Source organism: Streptomyces sp. Root1310, assembly GCF_001426425.1.
Taxonomy (GTDB): domain Bacteria; phylum Actinomycetota; class Actinomycetes; order Streptomycetales; family Streptomycetaceae; genus Streptomyces.
Window position 1 is genome coordinate 1,895,197 of the sequence record NZ_LMEQ01000001.1, and the last position, 23,859, is coordinate 1,919,055.

Here is a 23,859-nt window from a genome sequence, read left to right on the forward strand (position 1 = left end):
TGGCCCGGCTCCGGCGGATCCGGGCCGTGGCTACTTGAGTTCGGCTTCGGTGTAGTAGCCGCCGGCGACCAGGACGTACTCGTAGTTGGACTTGTCGACGGTCGTCGGCTGCAGCAGGTAGGCGGGCACGGCCTTGACCCCGTTGTCGTAGGCCCTTCTGTTGTTCACCTTCGGTGTCTTGTCGTTGAGCAGGTCGTCGGCCATCTCGGCCGCGACACCGGCGAGTTGGCGGAGGTCCTTGTAGACGGTCTGCGACTGCTCACCGGCGATGATCGACTTCACCGAGGCGAGTTCGGCGTCCTGTCCGGTGACGATCGGCAGGGGCTTGTTGCCGGAGCCGTAGCCGTCCGCCTTCAGGGCGTTCAGGACGCCGATGGAGATGCCGTCGTACGGCGAGAGGACCGCGTCGACCTTCCTGCCGCCGTACGCGTCGGAGAGGATGCCGTCCATGCGCTTCTGGGCGGTGGGTCCGTCCCAGCGCAGGGTGGTGACGTCCTTGAGCCCGGTCTGGCCGGAGCGGACCACCAACTGCTTGGAGTCCAGGTACGGCTGGAGGAGGTGCATCGCCCCGTCGAAGAAGAACTTGGTGTTGTTGTCGTCGGGGGAACCGGCGAACAGCTCGATGTTGAACGGGCCCGCGCCGTCCTCCAGGCCGAGTTTGTCGACGATGTAGCGGGCCTGGAAGCGGCCGACCTGCTCGTTGTCGAAGGACACGTAGTAGTCGACGTTCTCGGTGCCGAGGATGAGCCGGTCGTAGGAGATCACCGGGATGTCCGCGTCGGCGGCCTTCTGGAGCACGCCGTTCAGCGACTTGTTGTCGATGGCCGCGATGATCAGCGCGTCGACGCCCTGCTTGATCAGGGCCTCGATCTGTGCGACCTGTGTCTTCGGGTCGTCCTGGCCGTACACCAGCTTGGTCTGGTAGCCGTCGGCCTTCAGGTCGTCGACGACGCTCTTGCCGTCGGTGAGCCAGCGCTCGGAGGCCTGGGTCGGCATGGCGATGCCGATGGTGTCGTCCCCGGAAGCGCCCTCGGAGCTGCCCCCGATGTTGCTGCCGCAGGCGGACAGGGTGAGGGCGAGAGAGACGGCTCCGGCGGTGGCGGCGAGGGCGGCTCTTCGGTTGCGCATGGTGATCGTTCCTCGTTCTTCTCGTCGTTGAGAGGATGGGGGGTGTCGGAAGGCTGTGGGGAACCGGTGGGGCGGGCCGGGCGGCCGAGGAGCGGGGGCCGGCGGTCCGGGGTGGGGGCGCGCCGTGTCCGCTTCCGCTCGGTGTCGGTGCGGGGTCGGGTGACGACCCCTCAGGAGGGCGCCGCGCGGGTGGGTTTCGGGCGCTCCGTACCGGCCGGACGTGCGGTGGAGCGGGAGGCCCCGCGGGGCCGATCCGCTCGGAGGCCTGATGGATCCGCGCGCGGCCGCGAGGCCGTCAGGGGCCTGGCGCGCCTGTTCGTGGACGGGGAACGGGCGGAGGGTCACGCTGAACCGACCGGCGGGGGGATCGCCCGGCGCGTCGCTCGGGCCGGCGCTCGGGCGCCTCGGTGACCGGTGGATCGTCGATCGGTGCGGCGGTACGGACCTGTAAGCAGGCCTCGCCGGCTCCCGTGATCGCGTCACCGGGGCGCACCTGTTCAGACGCCGGGCGGCGCCGGGGCGCGCCTGCCACGTATGTACTGATTTCGGTGGCGCGCAGGGCACTTGCCTTTCAGCCGTTCGAAATATCGTCACGTGGTCGGAATGGTGGCGCGACAATAAGAGGGGGTGCGCGGGGTGTCAACGCTCCGAACAGAAACGGTTCCGGAAAGTGGTGGATATCGCTTTCTATGCGCGGCGAGACCTTCGTCGCGGCGCCGGAAAACCCCGCCGGACTTCCGCGTTTGCCCTGGTCAGCGCCTTGACCCGACCGGGGCCGGGCCCTACCGGGGCGCGCTGCGGCCCTTGCTGTGAATACGCCATGAAAAACGGTCCGGAGGCGGCGAGGACCGCCCCTCGTGGTGTTCAGTGCAGTGTGAGAGGGGTCTCGCTGGCCACCCGGGTCAGTTTCTCGGGGTTGCGGACGTAATAGATGCCGGTGATGCGGGCGCCCTCGACGCGGATCGCCATGACGCCGTCGTTCTCGCCGTCGAGCCGGACGAGGAGTGCCGGGTGGCCGTTGACCAGGGCGAGTTCACCGGTGAGGGTGGCATCGATCCTGCCGGCGCCGCCGATGATGAAGCGGGCCACCTTGTCGGCGCCGACGACGGGCCGCCGCGCGGCCTGTTTGACGCCGCCGCCGTCGCTCAGCAGGACCACCTCGGGCGCGAGCACGTCGAGGAGGCTCTGGAGGTCCCCGGTGTCGAGCGCGCGCCGGAACGACTCCAGCACCGCCCGGGTCTCGCGCGGGGAGACCACCTCGCGCGGACGGCGGGCGTCGACGTGCTTACGGGCGCGGTGCGCGATCTGGCGGACGGCCGCGGGGCTCTTGTCGACCGCGGCCGCGATCTCGTCGTAGCCGACGTCGAAGGCCTCGCGCAGCACGAAGACGGCGCGCTCCGTCGGCGACAGGGTTTCGAGGACGAGCATCAGCGCCATCGACACGCTCTCGGCGAGCTCGGCGTCCTGGGCCACGTCCGGGGCGGTGAGCAGCGGTTCGGGCAGCCAGGGGCCGACGTACGCCTCCTTGCGGCGCGTCATGGTGCGCAGCCGGTTGAGCGCCTGCCGGGTCGTGATCCGGACCAGGTAGGCGCGCCGGTCGCGCACCTGGGCCAGGTCGACGTCGACCCAGCGCAGCCAGGTCTCCTGGAGGACGTCCTCGGCGTCCGCCGCCGATCCGAGCATCTCGTACGCGACCGTGAAGAGGAGGTTGCGGTGGGCGACGAACGTGTCGGTCGCCGGATCAGCGGTGTCGTCGCCCATGGCTTTGCCTTTCCCTCTTCCTCGCGTTCGGATTCTGGCCGCCGACGGTCTTCAGGCGCGCGCGCACGGCGAGGGCCATTCTTCCCGTGCGGACGCTCCCCGGCTCACCGGGCCACCCGGCCGGCGGTGTCGGGGGCCGCGCCCTGCTTGGCCCGGAGCAGTTCCCCGCGCCTGCCGTCCTTGCTCCACCAGGTGCGCACGCCGGGCTTGCGCGCCTCGTACGCCAGTTGCCAGACGGTGCTCCTGCACACGATCTCCTTGACCCTTCCGCCCAGGCGGCCGCCGATGTACAGGGCGATCGCCGTGTCGTTCCTGCGGGAGAACTGGAAGACGCCCGAGCGCCGTCCGAGGCTCAGGCACTGGCCGGCGAACCCCACCCCGAGGCGGGCGGGCACCTCGTCGGCGATGCGGCTGAGCACCGTCTCGGCGGCCTGCGGCCCGAGTTGGACCGCGGACTGGCAGCCTTGCCGGAACGGCAGGTCCGACGGTGCCGCGGAGTCCCCGGCCGCGACGATGCGCGGGTCGTCCACGCTGGTCAGGGTCTCGTCGGTGCGCAGCCGGCCCAGGGCGTCGGTGCTCAGTCCGCTGCGGGCGGCCAGGTCCGGCACACCGAAACCGGCGGTCCAGACGGTCACCTCGCTCGGCAGCTCGCGGCCGTCGGCGAGCCGCACGGTCTCGCGGGTCACCTCCGTCACCTGGGTGTCGGGGCCGTCGAGCACGCTCACCCCGAGCCCGGCCAGCCGCCCGGCGACCGCGCGGCGGCCCCGGGGGTGCAGATACGGACCGAGCACGCCGCCGCAGACCAGGGTCACGGTGCGGCCCTTCTCCGCCAGTTCCGCGGCGGTCTCGATGCCCGCCGGGCCGGCGCCGACCACCGTCACCGCGGCCTCGGCGGGCGCCGCCGCAGCCGCTCGGCCTCCTCCAGGTCGGCGAGCGGGTGGGCGTGCTCCGCCGCGCCGGGCACCTGCGGATCGGCGCTGCCACTGCCCACCGCGTAGATCAGGTAGTCGTAGTGGACGGTGCCGCCCGAGGCCAGCTCCACGTGGCGCCCGGCCGCGTCGATCCGGGTCACGGTGTCGACCGTCAGCCGGACGCGGTCGGCCAGGACCTTCGGGTAGTCGACGACCGCGTCGTCCGACCCGCCGACCAGCTGGTGCAGCCGGATCCGCTCGACGAAGGTGCGGCGGGGGTTGATCAGCGTCACGGTCACGTCGTCGCGCTGCGTCAGGCGGTTGGCCGCCATGACGCCGGCGTATCCGCCGCCGATCACGACAACCTCGGTGTTCTCGGCCATGTCGTCTCCTCCGTGTTCGGTGGTTCGACCTCAAGACACCGCGTCGTCGGTCCCTGTGACAGCACGTGAGGCAGGTCACTCCGCTCGCGGGAAGGGACCCGGAAACAGGCCCGGGAGGGACCGGTGGGAAGCCCGGCGGAGGTTCAGGGCCGGTGGTCGTCCGCTCGGATGCCTGCTCCCGGGGCGATCAGGCCGGTCTCGTAGGCCACGACGACGGCCTGGGCGCGGTCCCGCAGGCGGAGCTTGGCGAGGATCCGGGCCACGTGGGTCTTCACGGTGGCCTCGCTCAGCCGGAAGCGCGCGGCGAGTTCGGCGTTGCTCAGGCCGGTGCCGAGCGAGCGCAGGACCTCGAGTTCGCGCGGGGTGAGCACCGTCAGGTCGCGGTGCAGGGCGACGGAGGCCGCTGTCTCACGGGCGACGAAGCGCTCGACCAGGCGCCGGGTGATGGCCGGGGCGAGCAGCGCGTCACCGGTGCGGGCGAGACGGACGGCGGCGACCAGGTGCTCGGGGGTGACGTCCTTGAGGAGGAAGCCGCTCGCCCCGGCGGTGAGGGCCGCGTACACGTAACGGTCGAGGTCGAAGGTGGTCAGCATGATGACGCGGGGCCGCTCGGCGGATTCGGCGCCGGAGAGGATCCGCCGGGTGGCTTCCAGGCCGTCGGTCCCGGGCATCCGGATGTCCATGAGGACCAGGTCGGGCCGGGTGCGGCGGACCGCGTCGACGGCCTCGTCCCCGTCGCGGGCCTCGGCGACGACGTCGATGCCGTCCGCCGCCAGGATCATGCCGAAGCCGGTGCGGACCAGCGCCTGATCGTCGGCGATCACCACGCGCGGCGGCTCCTCGGTCACGCGATCTCCTCCACGGGAAGGACGGCACGGACCTCGAACCCGCCGGTGGGGCGGGTGCCCGCGTGGAGGGTGCCTCCGTAGACGGCGAGGCGCTCGCGCAGGCCGCTCAGTCCGCGGCCGCCACCGAGGCCGCCACCGAGGCCGTCCGGCGCCGCCGAGGTGCCGCCGGTGTCGGACACCTCGATGCGCACCGCGCCGGGGACGTGCTCGACGACGACCCGCACCCGGCTGCCGACGGCGTGCCGGACCGTGTTGGTCAGCGCCTCCTGCACCACCCGGTACGCGGCCAGGTCGGCGCCGGCGGCGAGCGGGGCCGGGGTTCCGGTGACGGTCAGCTCGACGAGTACGCCCGTCTCGCGGACCCGGTCGGTGAGGGCGGGCACCTGGGCGAGGCCCGGCTGCGGCGCCAGATCGGCCCCGGCGGCCGGATCGGAGGGACCCCCGGCCCCGGCGCCCGCCTCGTGCCCCGTCCCGTCGTCCCCGGCACCGGTCATGGTGAGCAGGCCCATGACGTGCCGCAGTTCGGCCATCGCCGTACGACCGCCCGCCTCGACGGCCAGCAGCGCCTGGCGGGCCCGGTCGGGCGCGGTGTCCATCACCTTGCGGGCCGCGCCCGCCTGGATCACCATCACGCTCACATTGTGGGTGACGACGTCGTGCAGTTCGCGCGCGATCCGGGAACGCTCGCGGTCGACGGCCAGCCGCATCGCGGCCTCGTGCTCCCCCTCCAGCGCGGTCAGCCGCTGCTTCCAGATGTGGACCGCGTTGGCTCCCAGCCCCACCCCGAGCAGCGCGAGGAACGGCACGAGGCCGGGAGCGAACGACGGGAAGTTCTCGTCGCGCAGTACGGCGAGCAGGGCGGCGCCCACCACCAGGCCGGCGAGCGCCCGCGCCCGGTACGGGCTGTACACGGCCGCGCTGTAGGCGGCGACCACACAGGACAGGAACGTGTACAGGGTCGGGTCGCCGCCGCTCAGATACTGGTTGAACAGCAGGCTCGCGACGACCACCGCCCAGAACGCGGACAGCGGGAACCGGCGGCGCACCACCAGGGGCAGCGCGGTCAGCGCGGCCAGCACCAGTTGCCAGGGCTGGACGGCTCCGGCGAACTGCGCCACACCCACCCCGACGTCAGGGAAGGGGCCGACCGGCGGGGCGTCGGGCGCGGGCAGCCGCGGCGGCACCGGCACGAGACCCGGCGGAACGTGCACGGCGCCGTCGCCCCGCCGGTAGGCGGCGCCCACCGTGCAGGCGGCCAGGACGAAGGCGAGGATCGCGTCGGCCGTCCACATCCACCGGGACGGGCGGGGCAGCGGGCTCCGGCGCAGCAGGGCCGCGGCCCCCGTCCGCCACCGCTCCACGATCTCCGCCCGCACAGCCCCGCCCACCCCGCCCATGCGCACAGTGTGGCAACCCGGGTGGCCTCCCACATCCGTCCCGCTGCGGACGGCGGTGCGCACGGCCTGCATCCGGCGCGTACATCGCAGGGATGACATGCCCGGCGGGTCATCCCGGGGCGGCAGCCGGTCTCGGCACAGCAGGCGACGACCCCGGCGGGGGTCCGCCCCTAGCTTCGGACCGAACCGTCGACCGCCGACCCTGGAGGCATCGTGGCAGCGACCGCGCCCGTCATCGACATGCGGGCTGTGAGCAGGACGTACGGGGAGGGGCCGCCGGCCCTCGCCGAGGTGACGCTGAGCGTGGCCGCCGGGGAGGCGCTCGCCGTTCTCGGGCCGTCCGGCAGCGGCAAGTCCACGCTGCTCAACCTGATCGCGGGACTCGACCGGCCGAGCACGGGCAGCGTCACGGTGGACGGGCTGCGGGTGGACGAGCTGAGCGAGGCCGGGTCGGCGCGGTACCGGCGTACGAAGGTCGGCATGGTCTTCCAGTTCTTCAATCTGCTGGACGATCTGACGGTCACCGACAACGTGCTGCTGCCCGCCCAGTTGGCGGGGATGCCCCGGGCCGAGGCCCGCGCACGGGCCGCCGGTCTGCTGGCGGACCTCCGCATCGACCGGCACGCCGACGCCTACCCCGGCAGGTTGTCCGGCGGGGAGCGGCAGCGCGTCGCGGTCGCCCGGGCCCTGATGAACCGTCCGGCCCTGCTGCTGGCCGACGAGCCCACCGGCGCGCTGGACACCGCCTCGGGCGCGGACGTCCGGGAACTGCTCGCCGGACTCAACGCGTCGGGGCAGACGATCGTCCTGGTCACGCACGATCTGAGCCTCGCGGCGTCCTGCGCGACCCGGACCGTCGAGCTGGTCGACGGCCGTGTCGTCCGGGACACCAGGAGCGCCCGGGGCACGACGGTGGCCCGATGAGCGCCCTCGGCCGGGTGGTGCGCGCCGGGGTCGGGCGGCGGCGGGTGCAGACCGCCGTGATGATCATGACGACGCTCATGGCCGTCACGGCGTCGTTCCTCGCCGCCGGGCTGCTCGTCGCGTCCCGGGCGCCTTTCGACCACGCCTTCGCCCAGCAGCGCGGCGCCCACCTCACCGCGCGGTTCGACGGCGCGAAGGTGACGGCCGCGGAGCTCACGGCGACCGCCCGGGCGAAGGGCGTGACCGCCGCGGCCGGGCCGTTCCGGACCGTCGCGGTCCGCGCGCGTACCGCCTCGTCCTCGGACATCCTCCCGGAAGGTGTCGATCTGCCGCCGATGACCGTCGCCGGCCGGGCGGACGCCGCAGGCGGGGTCGACCGGGTCGATCTCGTCGCCGGCACCTGGCTCACCGGCCCGGGACAGATCGTGGTCGCCAAGGACCTGCTGCCCGTCGAACCGGGCGCGCGGCTGACGTTCCCCGACGCGCCGGGCAGCCCCACGCTGACCGTGGTCGGGGTCGCCCGGTCGGTGACCGGCACCGCGGACGCCTGGGTGGCCCCCGCGCGGGCCGCGTCGCTGGCCGCGCCGGGCGGCACCCCCGAGTACGAGATGCTGTACCGCCTCGCCGCCGCCGGGACGGACGCCCAGGTGGCCGCCGGCCGGGCCGCGGTCACCGCGGCGGTGCCCGAGGGCGCGCTGACCGGGTCGCAGTCCTATCTGACGGTCAAGCAGGAGGAGACCGCCAACGCGATGGCGTTCGTGCCCTTCCTGGCCGCCTTCGGTGTCCTCGGGCTGTTGCTGTCGGTCCTGGTCATCGGCATCGTCGTGAGCGGCGCGGTGGGTGCCGCGACCCGGCGCATCGGGATCCTGAAGTCCCTCGGTTTCACCCCCGCGCAGGTCGTACGGGCCTACGTGGGGCAGGCGCTGGTCCCCGCGGCCGTCGGCTGCGCCCTGGGGCTGGTGGCGGGCCATCTGCTGGCCGTCCCCGTGCTCGCCGAGGTCGGCGAGGCCTTCGACGGTCCGTCGGCGTCGATCCCGCTGTGGATCGACTTCGCCGTGCCCGCCGCGGCCCTCGCCCTGGTCGCCTGCGCCGCTGTGGTGCCCGCGCTGCGCGCCGGACGGCTGCGCACCGTGGCGGCGATCACCACAGGACGTACGCCCGGCACCGGCCGGGGGCGCCTGGCGCGGCGGCTCACGGGGCGGCTGGCGGTGCCGCGGGCGGTCAGCCTCGGGCTGGCCGGCCCCTTCGCCCGGCCGGCGCGTTCGGCGACGATGGCGGCCGCGGTGGTCTTCGGCGCCGCCGCCGTCACCTTCGGGGTCGGGCTCGCCCTCACGCTCGGGGCCGTCCAGTCGGGCCGCATGCTGAACTCGGGCGGGTCGGTCGTCGTGGGGACGGGCGGCGGGCAGGCGCCGCCCGGCGCGCAGGCCGTCCACGTGGGCGGCGGGCCCGAGGAGCCGAAGGCCGATCCGGCCGAGATCGCCGCCGCGCTCCGCGCAGAGCAAGGGACCGGCCGCTTCTACGGCACGACCCGGGCGGAGGTGAGCGCGTCCGGCATCACCGGCGCCACCACCGTGGTCGCGTACCAGGGCGACGCCTCGTGGGCCGGCCCTCCGATGGTCTCGGGCGACTGGCTGGACGGGCCGGGCCAGGCAGTGGTCACCGCCCGGTTCCTGAAGGCCGCCGGAGTCCGGGTCGGGGACACGGTGACGCTGACGGAGCAGGGGCGGCACGTCCCGGTACGGATCGTCGGCGAGGCGTTCTTCACCGAGGGCGAGGGCATGGAGCTGCTGACCCCGGCGTCGACCCTCACCGCGCTCGGGCTCGACGCGACGCCGGGCCGGTACGACGTGGAGACGAAGCCGGGCACGGATCTGCCGCGCTACCTGACCGCGCTCAACGACCGGCTCGACCCGCTCGGCGCCGTCGCCCTGGCGAACACCGGCGACGAATCCAGCGTGATCGTCGCCATGGACGCGCTGATCGGGACCCTCACCCTCATGCTCGTCGTGGTCGCCGGCCTGGGGGTGCTCAACACGGTCGTCCTCGACACCCGCGACCGGGTGCACGACCTCGGTGTCCTCAAGGCCCTGGGCATGGCCCCGCGGCAGACCGTGACCATGGTCGTCACCTCGGTCGCCGGGATCGGTCTGGTGGCCGGAGCGGTGGCCGTCCCGGTCGGCGTGGCCCTGCACCACTACGTCACGCCGTTCATGGGCGACGCCGTGGGGATGACCCTGCCCGCCGCGCACATCGCCGTCTACGATGCGCCCGAGCTGGCCCTGCTCGCCCTGGGCGGGCTGGTCATCGCGGTGGCGGGTGCCCTGCTCCCGGCCGGCTGGGCCGCCAGGACGAGGACGGCCACCGCCCTGCGCGCCGAGTGACCGTGCCTACGCCGCCGCGCGCCCGCCCTCGCCGCCCCGCCTGAACGCCCACTCCGCCCTCGGCTCCACCACACACCGGAAGACCCGCCGGACGGGGGAGGTGCACAGCAGGGTCACGGTGAGGGCGGCGACGAGGGTGACGGCGAGGGCGCCGAGCGGCTGGTGGATCCAGGGGTGGTCGTACCAGTGGGCGGGGCCGGCGACCTGCTTGACGAAGCCGTGCAGGAGATAGCCGTAGAGCGTGGCCGCGCCCAGGGCGGTGAACCAGGTGGGGCGTCCCGGCACCCAGGCCAGGAAGCAGGCCACCAGGACGAGGGAGCAGCCGAAGACGGCCAGGGTCATCACGGGGCCGTACCAGGCGGGCGCCCCCAGCTGTACGGCGCTGTCGTTGTGGAAGAACCAGCGGTGGAGGCCGCGCGGGGCCGCCCAGTACGCCACGGCCAGCGCGGCCGCGAAGACCGGCACCGCGGCGACGCGTACCGCGCGGCGGCGCACCAGCCGGAAGTGCTCCGGCTTCAGCTGCAGGCCCAGGACGAAGTAGGGCAGGAACTGCAGGACCCGCTGGAGGTCGAGGTCCTTGCCGATGGCGGGCGAGAGGGTCGCGAGCATCGCGACGGCCAGCGCGAGCGGCAGCGGCCGGCGGACGAGGCGCCAGAGCGGCGCGGTCAGCCGCCAGATGAACAGGGCGGCCAGGAACCAGGTCAGGTAGAGGGGGTCCAGCAGGCTGATGTCGCGGCCCGGGGCGTCGTCGGTCCACCTCGTGACGAGGGTGTACGCCACCTCGAAGACCACGTACGGCACGGCCACACCGGTGACCAGGCGCTTGACGCGCTGCGGGCTGCCGTCGAAGCCGCGGGAGAAGTGGCCGGAGATGACGATGAACGCCGGCATGTGGAAGGCGTACACGAGCGTGTAGAACGCGGTGACGGTGCGGCTGCCCTCGCGCAGGGGTTCCCAGGCGTGGCCGACGGCGACGAGCAGGATCGCCAGGTACTTGGCGTTGTCGAAGAAGGCGTCCCGCTTCTTCGCGGGCGCGGCCTGGTCCGGCTCGGCGGGTGCCGGCCCGACGTGCGTAGGCTCCGCGGATGACGGCCCGACGTGCGCCGGTTCGCCCCGGGGAGGATCGGCCTGCGTCACCCCCGACCGTGTCGCTTCGGTGATCGGCTCGGTGCCGCTCGTGGGCAGTGTGGCCTGCCCTGTGCCCTCCTGGCGCAACCCGGACAGACCAGAACACCTCTCACACGACCGTGCTCCCTGCCCCGGGACCGGCTGGGGGGAAGCTCCGACACCATTACCCGGGCGCTGCTTACCGGCTTTCGGCCGGATAAACCTCCCGACGCGGCAGAGGGGTCACAGGCGCGTCGCGGCGTGCAGGATGAACAGCATCGTGACGGCCGAGTTCACCGAGGACATCGCCGACACGGCCGTTCCCGCCGCCGCACCCCAGACCGCGAGACCGACGGTGGTGAACACCGGCGGCCGGCGCCGCGCCGCCGGGGCGGGGCCGAGCAGGGCCGTCAGCCTTCGCGGCACCGGGCCCGGCGCGGCGAAACCGGCGAGACCCGGCAGGGGCGCGCGTCCGGATACCAGGGCCGCCCTGCCGATCGCCCGGGCCACCGTACGGCGGCTGCCGACCGACCGGGCCGCGTCCTCGTCCGCCCAGCGCTCCGCCGTGTACGCGACGGCCGCACGAAGCGGCCACAGGAACGGGTTGGCCCGCGCGGCCAGCCGGACGGCGAGCAGGTGCCTGTGGTGGCCGCCCGCCAGGTGGGCCCGCTCATGGGCGAACAGGGCCCGCCGCTCGGCCGGTTCGAGCCGGTCCAGCAGGGCGGTGGTGACGACGATCCGGTCGCGGCGGCGGCCGGGCAGGGCGTACGCGTACGGCGTCCCGTCGGGCAGGACCACGACCTGCGTGCCCGGCAGCCCGGCGAGCGCCCGGTGGGCCCGGCGGTGCACCCGGCGGTGCCGCAGCAGCGTCCGGCCGCAGACCAGGGCCACCGCGCACAGCGCGGGGATGGCGGCCCGGCCCGCGATCTCGTCGTAGGGGACGGCGCGGCGCACCTCGGGGTCCGACCAGCCGTCGGGCAGCGGGTTGCCGGGGAGCTGGGCGGTGCCGACGACCATGAGGAGCCCCAGGCACACCGTGCTGCACACGGCCATCACCGCGGCCACGCCGGTCAGCAGCCGGGTCGCGGTGCGCGGATGCAGATGCTGTTCGGCGAGCCGCGCGACCGGCCACGCGGTGAGCGGCAGCACCAGGGGCAGAAGCACGAAGACCCCCATGAGAGGTCAGCCTCCCTCCGCGTCCGGGTCCGCGGCTGTCTCTCCGCCTTCCCGTTTGCCGTGCTCCTCTTGCTCTTCTTCTTCGCCTTGCTCTTGCTCTTCGTCTTCGTCTTGCTCTTGCTCTTCGTCTTCCTCTTCGCCGCGGGGCTGGCCCAGGAGTTCGCGCAGCAGCCGTTCGTCATCGGGGCCCAGGCCGGTGACGAAACTGGCCAGCACGGCCTCGCGGTCCCGCTCGGCGTCCAGCACCCTGCGCATGCGGTGGGCGGCGAGACCCGCCTCGTCGGACGCGGGCAGCCAGGCGAACGACCGCCCGCCGCGCTCGCGGGTGACCGCGCCCTTGGCGAGCAGCCGGGTGAGGATCGTGATCACCGTCGTATAGGCGAGACCGCCGCCCAGGCGTTCCTGCACCCATCCGGCGGTGGCCGGACCGTCCGCCTCCCGAAGCGCCGACAGGACCAACGCCTCCAGCTCGCCCTGTCCGCGCCGCCGGGGACGCTGCCGGTGATCCGTCACGCCCCGTCTCCTCTCCGCCGCCGTCCGTTTCCCGGTCGGACATCGTATAGACGCCGCCCGCCGCACCCGCCCCTCATCGCTCGACCGGACCCTTGCCTACCATACCCCCAGGGGGTATACAGAACCCATGGACCACGACCAGCACCACTCTCCGCACGACGACCGGCACGGCGACCGGCACGACGACCGGCACGACGATCACGCCTCCCCGTCCTCACCGGCGGCGCAGCACGGGGGCGTCTCCTGGGCCATGGCGATGAAGGCGACGCTGCACTGCCTCACCGGGTGCGCCATCGGCGAGATCCTCGGGATGGTCATCGGTACCGCCCTCGGCTGGGGCAATGTGCCGACCATGATCGTCGCGATCGTTCTCGCGTTCCTGTTCGGCTACTCCTTCACCCTGTTCGCGGTGCGCCGGGCCGGCCTGGGCCTCAGGGCCGCGGTCAAGGTGGCGCTGGCCGCCGACACCGTGTCGATCGCCGTGATGGAACTGGTCGACAACGCCGTCGTCGCCCTCACCCCGGGCGCGATGGAGGCCCAGTTGTCGGACGGGCTGTTCTGGGCGGCCCTCCTGGGCGGCTTCGTGATCGCCTTCCTGATCACCACGCCCGTGAACAAGTGGATGATCGGCCGCGGCAAGGGCCACGCCGTCGCCCACGCCCAGCACGCCTGAGGCCCCTCGCCACCACCCTCGCCCCACCCCTCCCCCTTCACCCCTCCCCCTTCACCGCTCCCCCTTTCGCCGCTCCCCCGGCTCTGCTCACAGCCGGCCGAACGCCACCCCGCGCCAGGTCCAACCGGCCGCCAGCACCGCCTCCCGCAGCGGATCCTTCATCTCCGCCGGGTCGAAGCGGTACGTCTCCTGGAGTCGCCGACGGCCGTCGGGACCGCGTTCGACCGTCCACCGGCGGGAGACCATGGTCACCTGGCCGCGGCCGAACTCCCGCGCCACGGCGAGCCGGGGACGGCCGCCCGCCCACGTCACCTCACGCAACTCGTCGACACTGCGCACCTCGTGGGTCCCCGGCAGCAGCCGCATCCGTGTCGTGAGCGTCTGTTGCATCCGCACCCGGACGAAGTGCGCGTGCCAGGAGGGCTCCCGGACCCGCCACTCCGCCACCAGATCGGCACGTTCCTCGGGCAGCGCGTCGCGTACCCGGTACGGAACCTCCGGGCCGTTGACCGCGAACAGCGCGGCCCGGACCTCCTCGGCGGAGCGCGGCACGAGACCGCTTCGGGGGTGTCTGGTTCCGGTCAGCCTGTCGAAAAAGCCCATTCGATCAACCTAGGGCAAGGGCGGCCGGGACCGCCGGGGCCGCCCGGACATCTCGTCCGGCAGAGGGTCGAGCCGTCCCCACGCCCGCCGCTAGTCTTTCCCCTCATGGGGAAAACCGCAGGTGGGCAGATGGCGGTCGTGGCCGCGTTGGTGCGGTCGGCGTTCCTCGTGAACGCCGTGTACGCCGAGTCGAGCCGCGCCCACGGCATCACACCGCAGCAGGGCCAACTGCTGTGCGTGCTGATGCCGCAGCCGTACGGCATGAGCGAACTCGGCGAGATGCTCGGGCTCGCCAGGTCCAGCCTGACGGGACTGGTGGACCGCACGGTCCAGCGCGGACTGGTCAGGCGCGAGCCGGATCCGCGGGACGGACGGGCCGTCCGCGTCGGACTCACCGAGGAAGGCGACCGGCTGGCGCACGGCTTCTACGACGAGACGTGCCGCCGCCTGGAGAACCTGCCCTCGGGGCTGAACACGAGCGAACGCGACCGGCTCGCCGCGCTGCTCGCCCGCGTCGTCGTCGACAACAAGGTGCCCGAGGTCTTCACCGACCCCGACGCCTGAACCGGTCCCGCCCCGACGCCCCACGCCGGCCCCGACGCCCCACGCCGACCCCCACGGCCATCCCGGTCACGCGCTCACCCGCTCACCCACTCACCCGGCCGAAGTCCTTCGCCTCGCGCTCCGCGTCGGCTCGTCCGGCTGCCGCCAGTGTCAGGGTCACCGCGATCGATGTCAGCGCCATCAGTGTCATCGCCGTCGCGGGCGAGGTGAGTTGGGCGACCGCTCCGGCGAGCGCCGCGCCGACGCCCTGCATGGTGAGCATTCCGGCCGAGTGCAACCCCAGTGCGTGACCGCTGAGTTCGGGCGGGGTGAGGGACATCAGCCGCTCCTGCTGGACCAGGCTCGCACCGAAGCCGACGGAGGCCAGGGCGGCGCAGACCGCGGCGAGCGGCAGTGCGGGGCGCAGGGCGAAGAAGGCGTAGGGGGTGGCCAGCAGCAGGAGGAGGGGAGTGGCCAGACGGGAGCGCATGGCCGGCGGGACGAGGCGGCCCACGGTCAGGTCACCGGCCAGCATCCCCAGCGCCCCGCACGCGAACAACGTGCCCGCCGCGTCGGGGTCGTAGGACACGAAGAGCGCCTCGCAGCCGACGACCAGCCCGTTGGGGAGCCACAGGCCCAGATAGGTGAGGCGGCGGGGCCGGGAGGACCACAGCACCGCGTTCGTGCGCCGGGTCGCCGCGACCGAGGGAGGTCCGGCGGCCCGCGGCGGGCGGACGGTCAGGCCGAGGCGGGTGATCACGGCGGCGGCCGTGTAGAGCAGGGCGGCGAGCAGCAGCACCGGACGCGGGGAGAGCACGGTCACGAGCGCGCCACCGGCGGCGAAGCCGATGATCTGCATCAGTCCGCTCAGCATGTTGAAGAGCGAACGCCCGGGCAGATAGCCGTCCTTGGTGAGGATCTCGTTCAGCAGGCCCCAGCGGACGCCTCCGCCGAGCGAGGCGATCAGCCCCTGGAGGAGCACGACCGCGAACACACCCCACACCGGCAGTCCGGGCAGCGCCAGGACGGTCGTCGCGGCGGCGAAGGCGAGGGAGAGACCGGTCAGCGCCGACCTCGGGGGCAACCGGTCGGCGCCCGAGAGGAAGAAGGTCGCGCCCAGCACCTGCGCGAGCGACGGGCCGAACATGCTCACCGCCGACAGCAGCGGGGAGTCGGTGGCCCGGTAGACGAGCGTGCCGAGGGCCAGCCCGCTCACCGTCCCGGCTGCGGTCTGAGCGGCGGCGGAGAGGAAGAGAGGAGTGAACTCGGGGGTGCGGAAGAGCTGTCGGTATGTGTGGCCGGTCATGGGCGGAGTCTGCGACGGGCCGTGGAGGGGTGGTTACTGTTTCGCGGGACCGCGAAACGTCGTCGGTCGGACGGGCACGGGAGGGGGCGCCTGGGCATGGGCTGGTGGCAGGTGAACGCGGACACCCTGGCGCGCAGCCGGTTCGTGCTCTCGCCGCTCGCCGAGACCTTCGCGAGCCTGAAGCTGCTGCACGCGGGCGTGGGGACGCATCCCGGCGAGCGCGACTGGCTGCGCGACCACCTCCCCGGCTACCGCGCCGTCCTGGCGGCGGACCCGGTGACCGCGCTGCTGGTACGGGCGGGGCTGGGTCGGAGCTGGGTCGCCGACTTCCTCACCCCCACCCCGAGGGACGGCGAGAGCTTCGAGGAGGGCGTGGCCCGGGTACGGTCGGCCGATCCGGCGGCGGCCCGCGCCCATCTGCGGATGTCCCTGGCCGGCCCGCTCCCCGCCGCCCTGGACCGGGACGACCTGCCGGACCGGGCGGCCGGGCTGCTGGAGTACGTGTGGGAGACGGGCGTACGACCGTACTGGGAACGGCGGCGGCACGTCCTGGAGGCCGATGTCGTCGCGCGGACCGCGCAGGTCAGCCGGGGTGGCTGGGCCGCCGTACTGGACTCGCTGCGGCCGGGGACGCGATGGCTCGGCGGGAGTCGCTTTCAGGTCAACCTGCACGAGTATCCGCCCCGCGAGATCTCCGGCGCCGAGCTGGTGTTCGTGCCGGTCACCCCGAAGGCGGGGTGGGTGTCGTGGGACGAGCGGGAGCGGTACGCCGTCGTCTATCCCTGCACGGGAGCGCTCGCCGAGGACCACCGGGACCGGGCCCGTGCCGTTCCGGCCGCGCTGGGCGCCCTGCTGGGGCCCGGCCGGGCCGCGGTGCTCGTCCTCCTCGCCGGCCCGCTGAGCACCACCCAGCTGGTCGCCCTGACCGGCCAGGGCCTCGGCTCGGTCGGCCGCCATCTGCGGGTGCTGCTGGAGGCGGGGCTGGTGGAGCGACGGCGCGCGGGGCGGTCGGTGCTGTACTCGCGGACCGCGGCGGGCGAGGTCCTGGCCCGCGCCGCGGCCGGGTAGGACCTGGCCCGGGCCGGTACCGGGCACCTCCCTGCCCGGCGCCGGGCAGGCCCCGGGCAGACGCCGGGCAGGCGCCGGGCTGTTCCGGCTGTTCCGGCCGGAACCGGAACCGGGGGGTGGCCCCGGAAGGGATGGGTTCACCGACCGGGGCTAGCATCCGGAGCATGACTACTGACGCAGGTGCCTCTCCCCTCGACGTCTCGATCGACGCCCTCAAGGGCGGTTCCGCCGAGCTCTCCCAGTACGCGGGCAAGGCCGTGCTCGTGGTGAACGTGGCCTCCAAGTGCGGCCTGACCCCGCAGTACACGGGCCTGGAGAAGCTCCAGGAGCGGTACGCCGCCCAGGGCTTCACGGTGCTCGGCGTGCCCTGCAACCAGTTCCTCGGGCAGGAGCCCGGCACCGCCGAGGAGATCGCCGAGTTCTGCTCGGCCACCTATGGCGTGTCCTTCCCGCTGACCGAGAAGGTCGAGGTCAACGGCGCGGAGCGGCACCCGCTGTACCAGCGGCTCGTCGGGTTCTCGGACGCCGAGGGCCACGACGGTGACATCCGCTGGAACTTCGAGAAGTTCCTGATCGGGCGGGACGGATCCGTCGTCGCCCGCTTCTCCCCGCAGACCGAGCCCGAGGCCGCCGAGGTCGTCGCGGCCATCGAGAGCCAGCTGGGCTAGGCGGTCCCCGGCCGAAGGGACCGTCCGGCTTGACCTTGCCCCTGGGGCAGGGCGGAGCCTCCTCGTCGCCGGGCGCGAAGGCCGCCCGGCGACGGAGGACGAGACGGGGGTGCGTGGTGGACATCGGGGATGACGGCACGCTGCTCACGATCGGCGCGTTCGCCGCGCGGGCCCGGCTCTCGGCCAAGGCGCTGCGGCTGTACGACCGGCTCGGGCTGCTCGCCCCGGCGCACATCGACGAGGCCAGCGGCTACCGCTACTACCGGACCGGCCAGGTGGAACGCGCCCGGCTGGTGGCCATGCTGCGTCAGCTGGACATGCCGCTCGCGCGAATCGCCGAGGTGGTGGAGACCGCTGACGAGCCCGCGTCCGGGGAACTGCTCGCCGCCTACTGGGGCGATGTCGAGGCCCGGTTCGCCGCCCAGCGCACCCTCGCCGACTACCTCCGTGCACGGCTGTCGGGGAGGAGCTCCGAGATGTACGAGAAGTTCGAGGTCCGGTTGGTCGACGTGCCCGAGCAGGTGATCGTCACCGAGACACGTCACACGCTCGCGGACGAGCTGCCGCTGTGGATCCCCGCCTCGCTGGGGCGTCTGGAGGGGGCGGCCGGGGAGTGCGGGGGTGTGGCCGGGGCGCCGTACGTCGTCTACTACTCCGCGGTGTCCATGGAGAGCGACGGGCCGGTCGAGTCCTGTGTACCGGTCGCCGACGAGGCCGGGGCCCGGGCCTGGGCGGCCGCCGCGCAGGGCCGGGGCCGGCAGTTCCAAGCGCGGGTGGAGCCCGCCCGTCGGCTCGCGTACACGAGGATCACCAAGGCGCAGGTGGCGCACCCGCAGATCCTGGCCCCGTACGAGGCGGTGGAGGCGTGGATGAAACGGGAGGGCTGGGACTACGACGGCCCCTGCCGGGAGATCTACTTCGCCGACTGGGACGCGGCCGGAGCCGAGGACCCGGTGTGTGACGTGGCGTTCCCGGTGAAGCGGGGCTAGCCGGGCCTGCGGGCCCGTCGGGTCGGTCGGGCCTGTCGGGGTCGGTCGGGCCTTCGGGCCTGCCGGCGGGCCCGCGCCGTGGAGGTGCCGGGATGTGCCGGGATGTGCCGAGCCCCCTCGGCAAGGACGGCGAGCTGGTCGAGGGGGCTCTTGGGTCGTGCTGGTGAAGCCGGTTGTACGGGTGAAGCTGGTCCTGCTGGTCCTGCTGGTCGTGCCGGTGGGGTTGTCTCAGGGGATAGTCCCCTTACGCCTTGACCGATGCCACGAAGGTGTTCCACGCGTCGGCGGGGAAGGCCAGGGTCGGGCCCTCGGTGACCTTGGAGTCACGGACGGCCATGGCCGCACGGAGGGGGGACTTGATCTCGACGCATGCGCCGTTGCCCTGGGAGTAGGAGGACTTGACCCACTCGTTCGCGGCGCCCTGCTGGATTGCCATGTTCGCTCCGGTAGTCAGTTGCTGAGTTGCTGTCACCGCGCCGTGCGCAGATCTCCGTCTGCACGGCATGGTTTGCGCCACCGTTGTTGCTTGATGGCGTGATCGACGCTACTCGCCAACATCGTGATACGGAGCGACTATTCACCCGTCCGGATGGCATATTCCATAGGGACTTCCCTCCGGCCCGGCCGAAGGTGTACCTTGCGGCGCTTCACGGGGCGACCTCTCTGGCGTAGTCCTTCGCCACCTTCGCGATGAACTCCCGGGTCTGGTCGGCGTTCAGGGCCTGCGCCCTCAGGTGCTCGTACATCACGCTGTACTTCTGCACGTCCTGCGGCTTCTCCAGGTACAGGTCGCTGGTGACTCCCTCGATGTAGACCACGCTGGAGTCGGCGGCGTCCGGGAACTCGAGGATCGCGTACTGGCCGCTCACCCCCGGATGCGCGCCCATGGTGAACGGGATCAACTGCACGGTCACGTGCGGCAACTGGGACATCTCCAGCAGGTAGTCCAGCTGCTCGATCATCACCTGCCGGTTGCCGACCTGGCGGCGCAGCGCCGCCTCGTCCAGTACCGCCCACAGGCGCAACGGGTTGTCGGCTGTGGAAATACGTTCCTGTCGGCGCAGGCGCACCTGGATCCGCTTCTCGATATCCGCCGGCGGGGCCTCCGGCAGCGCGCCCGAGATCAGCGCCTCCGCGTACTGACGGGTCTGGAGCAGCCCGGGCACGACCTGCGGGTCGTACACGCGCAGACTCGCCGCGTCCGTCTCCAGACCGATGTAGACGCTGTACGGAACATCGCCGAAGGCATGCCACCAGCCCTGCTGGCGGGAGTCCTTGGCCATCTCCATCAGCGAGTCGACCATCCGCTGGTCCTCGACCTCGTACACCCCGCACAGGTCACGGACGTCACGCTGACTGATACTGCGCCGGCCGTTCTCCAGCCGGCTGATCTTCGACTGGGACACCAGCAGGCGCTCGGCGACCTCTTCGGCCGTCATGCCCTTGAGCTCACGGAGCCGACGCAGCTCCTGGCCCAGCCGGCGTCGCCTGACGGTGGGATTGACATTGGACGCCACGGGACGTGCACCTCCGGCTGCGTGTCTGTAACTGACACTTTGCGTATCTGCTGTTGAGCAGACTGCCACCAAGGCGCTTTCTACCGCTGGAAAACGGTGGATATGCGGCGGGTACACGCCAGTTCGGGTCCGTCCCCCGACATGCGTCCGCGCGGGGTGGCGGATCGATACGTCCACCACCCCGCGCGACCGCTGCGGCTCCCGGAACGGGTCCTGTGTCCGACGGGTCCAACTGGCCCTGCGGGTCTTACGTCCTGCGGGTCTTACGTCCTGCGGTTTCCCGGCCCGGCCGGCGCGATGTCGTGGTACTGCGGCTCAGTGAGCCACGACACGCGCCATGGGACCGCGGTGCGGCTGCGCCGGAACGCCACGGGCGGGTTCCGGTGCGGGCCTGGCACCGGGTCCGGCCTGCCGGCCGGGTGGTGCCTGGTTGCGGCGCGGCTGTGCCACCGCGCCGTTCTGGACGTCCATCACGGCGTGCGCCACGAGGCCGCCCATCGGGTCGTGCCTGATCAGATCCCGCAGCCGGGAGCGGGACGAACGTCCCTCGTTGCCCGGGTACAGGTGCTTGCCGAGGCCGACCGCGTGCGCCAGTGCGGCGAGCGCCGCGGTCCGCGGGTCCGGCGGTACGCCGGTGCGGATCGCGGAGTCCAGCCGGGCCTTGATCTCCCGGCTGATGTCGGTGTCCGTCGCCTGGTAGCGAGTCGTCGGCAGCACTCCGCACATCTGTCCCGCCACGGCATGCACCATGCCGCACCGCTCCAGATGCGAGAGGTAGGTCTGGCGTAGCCCGAGACGCGGCCCGCCGATCCAGTGGACGGCACGTACAGGAGCGCCACGCCTTCGCAGCAACTCCAACGCGCAGTCCAGCGTTGGGTCTCCAGTCGGCCGTGGGGACACCACGGCGATACGATCCCCGTCAGGGGCTATCCGTCCGGCCAGCGCCAGCTCCACTAGCTGTGCTCCGGCCAGACCGAGGTCGAGCGACTGCGGCTGTGCGGTGGTACCCGTGGTCGGGTCCAGCGCCAGCAACAAAAGCTCTTCCGGAATTGTTCTGCGGCTCCTGCCCATCCATGCCTCCCCGCGTGGATGAATGACAGGGTGACCCCTCTCACATTGGTCTGTCGAGGGTGCGTGACCTGTTTGTAGTGGAACCAGTAGGTATGTCGTTCTCGTCTACCGCAGGAGCCAAGCCCTCTACACAGGACACTGGTACATGGTTCGGACATGCCGTGAGGCGTGTTTCGGGCGGGCGGTTCACGGTTCGGCACGAGCGCGCGGTGGGCGTGCGGCACAGGAGGAGGCATCGGTGGCGGGCGAGTCCCCCGACAGGTCGAAGCAGCGCGAGTCGTCGGCAGAACCGACGTCGGGGAGCGCGAGCACGGTTCCCGAGGCGCGTGAGCCTCGCGATTCCCGCGAAGTCCGCGATCCGCGGGTGGCCGTGGCGCGGGAGGCCGAGCCGTCGGCGTCACGGGGCGGTGTGGACACGGCGACGCGCGTGTTCTCGGTACGGGACCTCAAGACCGCGGAGTCCGAACAGCCCGAGGCGTCCGCGGAGGGCGAGGAGCCCGAGGAGGGCGACGAGCCCACGGTGGCCGAGGACGGCGGCGAGACCGCGGCGGGCGAGTCCGCCGAGGACGCCATGAAAGCCGCGAAGGCCGCAGACGCAGACGCAGACGCAGACAAGCCCGAGGGCGGGACCGACGCCGACGGCGCCGAGGAATCCGCAGAGGCCAAGGAGCCCGCGGGGCCCACGAAGGCCACGGAGGCCGAGAACAGCGGTACGGCCACCGGGACCGGGTCCGCCGAGGCCGAGGACGCCGAGAGGGGCTCCGAGGGCGCCCAGGGCGGCCCTGAGGGCGCCGGGGCGGCCGGGAGCGCGTCCGGGAGCGCCGAGGGTGCTTCCGGGGGCGGCGACGAGCGCCTGCGGGAAGCCGTGGCCCAGTGGGTGGCCTCGGCGGACGACAAGAGCCCCGCCGCGGAACCCGCGACGGACTCGGCCGCGGACGAGGCCCTCCCGGACCGGGACACCTCGGACGAAACCACCCCGGACCGGGACGCCGGCGGCGAGGCGGAGGAACGTTCCGCGAGCGACACCCCCAAAGCCGACGAAACCGGCAAATCTGACGAACCCTCCGACGCCCGGCCGGTCGCCGGGGCCGGGGCCACCGCCAGGCCCGCACCCGAGTCCGCCTCCAAAGCCACCTCCAAGCCCGCACCGAAGTGGGCGTCGGACGCCGACGAGGAAGCCGCCGGAGACGCCGTACCCGGTCAGGCCGAGGACGCCGACACCGACACCGACGCCGACACCGACGCCGGCAAGCCCGGCGATTCCCCCGTCGACCAGCCCACCGCCGTCTTCAAGGCACCCCGGCCCAAGCCCGCCGTCGACCAGCCGACCACCATGCTGAAGCTGGGCGCCGCCACCAAGCCCGAGCCGGACGCGAACGAGGCCGACCCGAAGGCCGACCCGAAGGCGGCTCCGAAGTCCGCCCCGCAGGCCGGGCGGCAGGCCGAGCCCGAGGCCCCCGCCGAGCGGACCAGCAAGTTCGTCGCGCTCAAGCCGCTCGACGAGCCGCGACCGCCGAAGCAGGCCGACGTCACCGCGCTGGTCCCGCAGGTCGGCCCCGAGCGCACCACCCAGCAGCCGCTGCCGCCGAGGCCGCCGCTGGACCTCCTTGCGGAGCTGACGAACACCCCGCCGCCCCCGCCCACGCCGCTGCGCACGCTCGGACGGCGGCTCAAGATCTGGACGCCCCTGGTCATCCTGCTGCTGGTCGCGTTTGCGATCGCGCAGGCCGTACGGCCGCTGCCGGCCACCGCGTTGGCCCTCACCGCGGAGGACTCCTACACCTTCGAGGGCGGCAAGACGCAGCTGCCCTGGCCGAGTGAGGGACAGGGCTGGATGGACGCCGACGGCGTCGGCACGGTGGGCAGCTTCGGCAAGCAGACGCCGGTGGCCATCGGCTCGGTCGCCAAGACCATGACGGCCTACATCATCCTCAAGGACCACCCGATGAAGGCCGGGGAGGAAGGTCCCGAGATCGAGGTCGACGCGACGGCGGAGAAGGAGGGCGGCTACGACGTCTCCGGCGACGAGTCGACGCTCAACACCGTCAAGGCCGGCGACCGGCTCACCGAGAAGCAGGCCCTGTCGGCCGTCCTGATCCCCTCCGCCAACAACATCGCGCGTCTGCTCGCGCGCTGGGACGCCGGTACGGAGGCGGCGTTCGTGAAGAAGATGAACGCCACCGCCAAGGAACTGGGGATGGCCGACACGACGTACACCGACCCGTCGGGCCTGAAGGAGACCACCGTCTCCACGGCCGAGGACCAGGTGAAGCTCGGCCGCGCGTTCGTGAAGGTCCCGGCCCTGGTCTCCATCTCCAGCGCGGCCAGCTGGACCGACCCGTCCGGCAAGTACTGGAACAACTACAACACCCTGCCGTACTACATCGGCGCGATCGGCATCAAGACCGGCAGCACCACCGCGGCCGGGGGCAACCTGCTCTTCGCCTCCCGCAAGAAGGTGAACGGCCAGACGGTGACCCTCGTCGGCGCGGTCCTCGGCCAGCACAAGCCGAAGATCCTCGAAACGGTCAACGCGGTCAGCAAGACGGCGCTGCTCGCGGCCCAGGACGCGCTCACCTCGGCGAAGATCCTCAAGAAGGGCGACGTCGTCGGGTACGTGGACGACAAGCTGGGCGGCCGCACGCCCGTGGTCATCACCAAGGACGTCTCGGCGGTCGGCTGGGCGGGCATGACGGTGAAGCTGTCCTTCACCGCCGACGAGGTGCCGCACACGGCGAAGGCCGGCACCCAGGTGGGCACGCTCACCGTCGGGGACGGCACCAGCAGTGCCGTGAAGGTGCCCGTCGCCCTGCAGTCCGATCTGACCGAGCCGGGCTTCTCGGACAAGCTGACACGCATCGGCTGACCCGCGACCCCGCGCGTACGCCTCCG

General features: G+C 72.8%; 19 protein-coding genes and 2 pseudogenes. 8 read left to right on the forward strand and 13 right to left on the reverse strand.

All coding sequences use genetic code 11. From position 1 onward, the window contains the following. Window positions 1–30: 30 nt before the first annotated feature. From chvE to ASD48_RS08210, 5 genes and pseudogenes are all read right to left on the reverse strand, one after another. Window positions 31–1,128: a multiple monosaccharide ABC transporter substrate-binding protein gene (gene chvE / locus ASD48_RS08190; RefSeq protein WP_057600690.1), complete on the reverse strand. Its 1,098-nt coding sequence runs from the start codon at window positions 1,126–1,128 to the stop codon at window positions 31–33. Between the two features lie 864 nt (window positions 1,129–1,992). Then, window positions 1,993–2,889, reverse strand: a complete 897-nt coding sequence (locus ASD48_RS08195) for an RNA polymerase sigma-70 factor (protein WP_057600691.1) — start codon at window positions 2,887–2,889, stop codon at window positions 1,993–1,995. A gap of 104 nt (window positions 2,890–2,993) precedes the next feature. Further along, a pseudogene (locus ASD48_RS08200) lies at window positions 2,994–4,183 on the reverse strand (FAD-dependent oxidoreductase). A gap of 143 nt (window positions 4,184–4,326) precedes the next feature. Next, window positions 4,327–5,031: a response regulator transcription factor gene (locus ASD48_RS08205; protein WP_057600692.1), complete on the reverse strand. Its 705-nt coding sequence runs from the start codon at window positions 5,029–5,031 to the stop codon at window positions 4,327–4,329. After that, entirely contained in the window at window positions 5,028–6,428 is a 1,401-nt protein-coding gene (locus ASD48_RS08210) for a histidine kinase (RefSeq protein ID WP_057600693.1), read from the reverse strand. The genes ASD48_RS08205 and ASD48_RS08210 overlap by 4 nt, the downstream gene beginning before the upstream one ends. A gap of 240 nt (window positions 6,429–6,668) precedes the next feature. Between ASD48_RS08210 and ASD48_RS08215 the strand changes: the two genes are divergently transcribed. Together ASD48_RS08215 and ASD48_RS08220 are read left to right on the forward strand one after the other, a co-directional pair. After that, window positions 6,669–7,352 carry an ABC transporter ATP-binding protein gene (locus ASD48_RS08215; protein WP_242432558.1) on the forward strand — a complete coding sequence of 228 codons (684 nt, stop codon included), beginning with the start codon at window positions 6,669–6,671 and terminating at the stop codon, window positions 7,350–7,352. Further along, complete coding sequence (locus tag ASD48_RS08220; protein ID WP_057600695.1) at window positions 7,349–9,733, forward strand: ABC transporter permease; 2,385 nt, start codon at window positions 7,349–7,351, stop codon at window positions 9,731–9,733. The genes ASD48_RS08215 and ASD48_RS08220 overlap by 4 nt, the downstream gene beginning before the upstream one ends. A gap of 6 nt (window positions 9,734–9,739) precedes the next feature. On the opposite strand, the gene ASD48_RS08225 is transcribed toward ASD48_RS08220, so the two are convergent. From ASD48_RS08225 to ASD48_RS08235, 3 genes and pseudogenes are all read right to left on the reverse strand, one after another. Next, complete coding sequence (locus ASD48_RS08225; protein ID WP_079073658.1) at window positions 9,740–10,948, reverse strand: acyltransferase family protein; 1,209 nt, start codon at window positions 10,946–10,948, stop codon at window positions 9,740–9,742. Between the two features lie 135 nt (window positions 10,949–11,083). After that, window positions 11,084–12,016: a M56 family metallopeptidase gene (locus ASD48_RS08230; protein WP_057600696.1), complete on the reverse strand. Its 933-nt coding sequence runs from the start codon at window positions 12,014–12,016 to the stop codon at window positions 11,084–11,086. Window positions 12,017–12,142: 126 nt separating this feature from the next. Continuing rightward, window positions 12,143–12,529: pseudogene (locus ASD48_RS08235) on the reverse strand (BlaI/MecI/CopY family transcriptional regulator); the annotation flags it as partial. Window positions 12,530–12,656: 127 nt separating this feature from the next. Between ASD48_RS08235 and ASD48_RS08240 the strand changes: the two are divergent. Next, complete coding sequence (locus ASD48_RS08240) at window positions 12,657–13,202, forward strand: DUF4396 domain-containing protein (RefSeq protein ID WP_057600697.1); 546 nt, start codon at window positions 12,657–12,659, stop codon at window positions 13,200–13,202. An 87-nt stretch (window positions 13,203–13,289) separates the two neighbouring features. On the opposite strand, the gene ASD48_RS08245 is transcribed toward ASD48_RS08240, so the two are convergent. Beyond that, window positions 13,290–13,805, reverse strand: coding sequence for a hypothetical protein (locus ASD48_RS08245; RefSeq protein WP_057600698.1), 516 nt, complete (start codon window positions 13,803–13,805; stop codon window positions 13,290–13,292). A gap of 129 nt (window positions 13,806–13,934) precedes the next feature. Here ASD48_RS08245 and ASD48_RS08250 point away from each other — a divergent pair, with 129 nt between their 5' ends. Continuing rightward, window positions 13,935–14,369 carry a MarR family transcriptional regulator gene (locus ASD48_RS08250; RefSeq protein ID WP_057600699.1) on the forward strand — a complete coding sequence of 145 codons (435 nt, stop codon included), beginning with the start codon at window positions 13,935–13,937 and terminating at the stop codon, window positions 14,367–14,369. Between the two features lie 82 nt (window positions 14,370–14,451). Here ASD48_RS08250 and ASD48_RS08255 read toward each other — a convergent pair whose 3' ends face one another. After that, window positions 14,452–15,654, reverse strand: coding sequence for an MFS transporter (locus ASD48_RS08255; RefSeq protein ID WP_057600700.1), 1,203 nt, complete (start codon window positions 15,652–15,654; stop codon window positions 14,452–14,454). A 96-nt stretch (window positions 15,655–15,750) separates the two neighbouring features. Between ASD48_RS08255 and ASD48_RS08260 the strand changes: the two genes are divergently transcribed. The 3 genes from ASD48_RS08260 (at window position 15,751) to ASD48_RS08270 (ending at window position 18,379) form a co-directional block, all read left to right on the forward strand. Next, window positions 15,751–16,722, forward strand: a complete 972-nt coding sequence (locus ASD48_RS08260; RefSeq protein WP_057600701.1) for a winged helix-turn-helix domain-containing protein — start codon at window positions 15,751–15,753, stop codon at window positions 16,720–16,722. A gap of 164 nt (window positions 16,723–16,886) precedes the next feature. Beyond that, window positions 16,887–17,390, forward strand: coding sequence for a glutathione peroxidase (locus ASD48_RS08265; RefSeq protein WP_057600702.1), 504 nt, complete (start codon window positions 16,887–16,889; stop codon window positions 17,388–17,390). 116 nt (window positions 17,391–17,506) lie between these two features. Continuing rightward, on the forward strand, window positions 17,507–18,379 hold the full coding sequence (locus ASD48_RS08270; RefSeq protein WP_107104239.1) for a MerR family transcriptional regulator: 873 nt from the start codon (window positions 17,507–17,509) through the stop codon (window positions 18,377–18,379). 244 nt (window positions 18,380–18,623) lie between these two features. Here the strand turns inward: ASD48_RS08270 and ASD48_RS08275 are convergent, their stop codons facing one another. From ASD48_RS08275 to ASD48_RS08285, 3 genes are all read right to left on the reverse strand, one after another. Further along, the gene (locus tag ASD48_RS08275) at window positions 18,624–18,815 is read right to left on the reverse strand and encodes a DUF397 domain-containing protein (RefSeq protein WP_020131958.1); all 192 of its coding nucleotides are present in this window, start codon (window positions 18,813–18,815) and stop codon (window positions 18,624–18,626) included. Between the two features lie 211 nt (window positions 18,816–19,026). Next, window positions 19,027–19,896 (reverse strand): helix-turn-helix transcriptional regulator, encoded by an 870-nt coding sequence (locus ASD48_RS08280; RefSeq protein WP_057600704.1) that lies wholly within the window; start codon window positions 19,894–19,896, stop codon window positions 19,027–19,029. A 315-nt stretch (window positions 19,897–20,211) separates the two neighbouring features. Beyond that, window positions 20,212–20,967, reverse strand: coding sequence for a GPP34 family phosphoprotein (locus ASD48_RS08285; RefSeq protein WP_028807190.1), 756 nt, complete (start codon window positions 20,965–20,967; stop codon window positions 20,212–20,214). Window positions 20,968–21,205: 238 nt separating this feature from the next. Between ASD48_RS08285 and ASD48_RS08290 the strand changes: the two genes are divergently transcribed. After that, entirely contained in the window at window positions 21,206–23,833 is a 2,628-nt protein-coding gene (locus tag ASD48_RS08290; protein WP_199875677.1) for a D-alanyl-D-alanine carboxypeptidase, read from the forward strand. Window positions 23,834–23,859 lie beyond the last annotated feature (26 nt).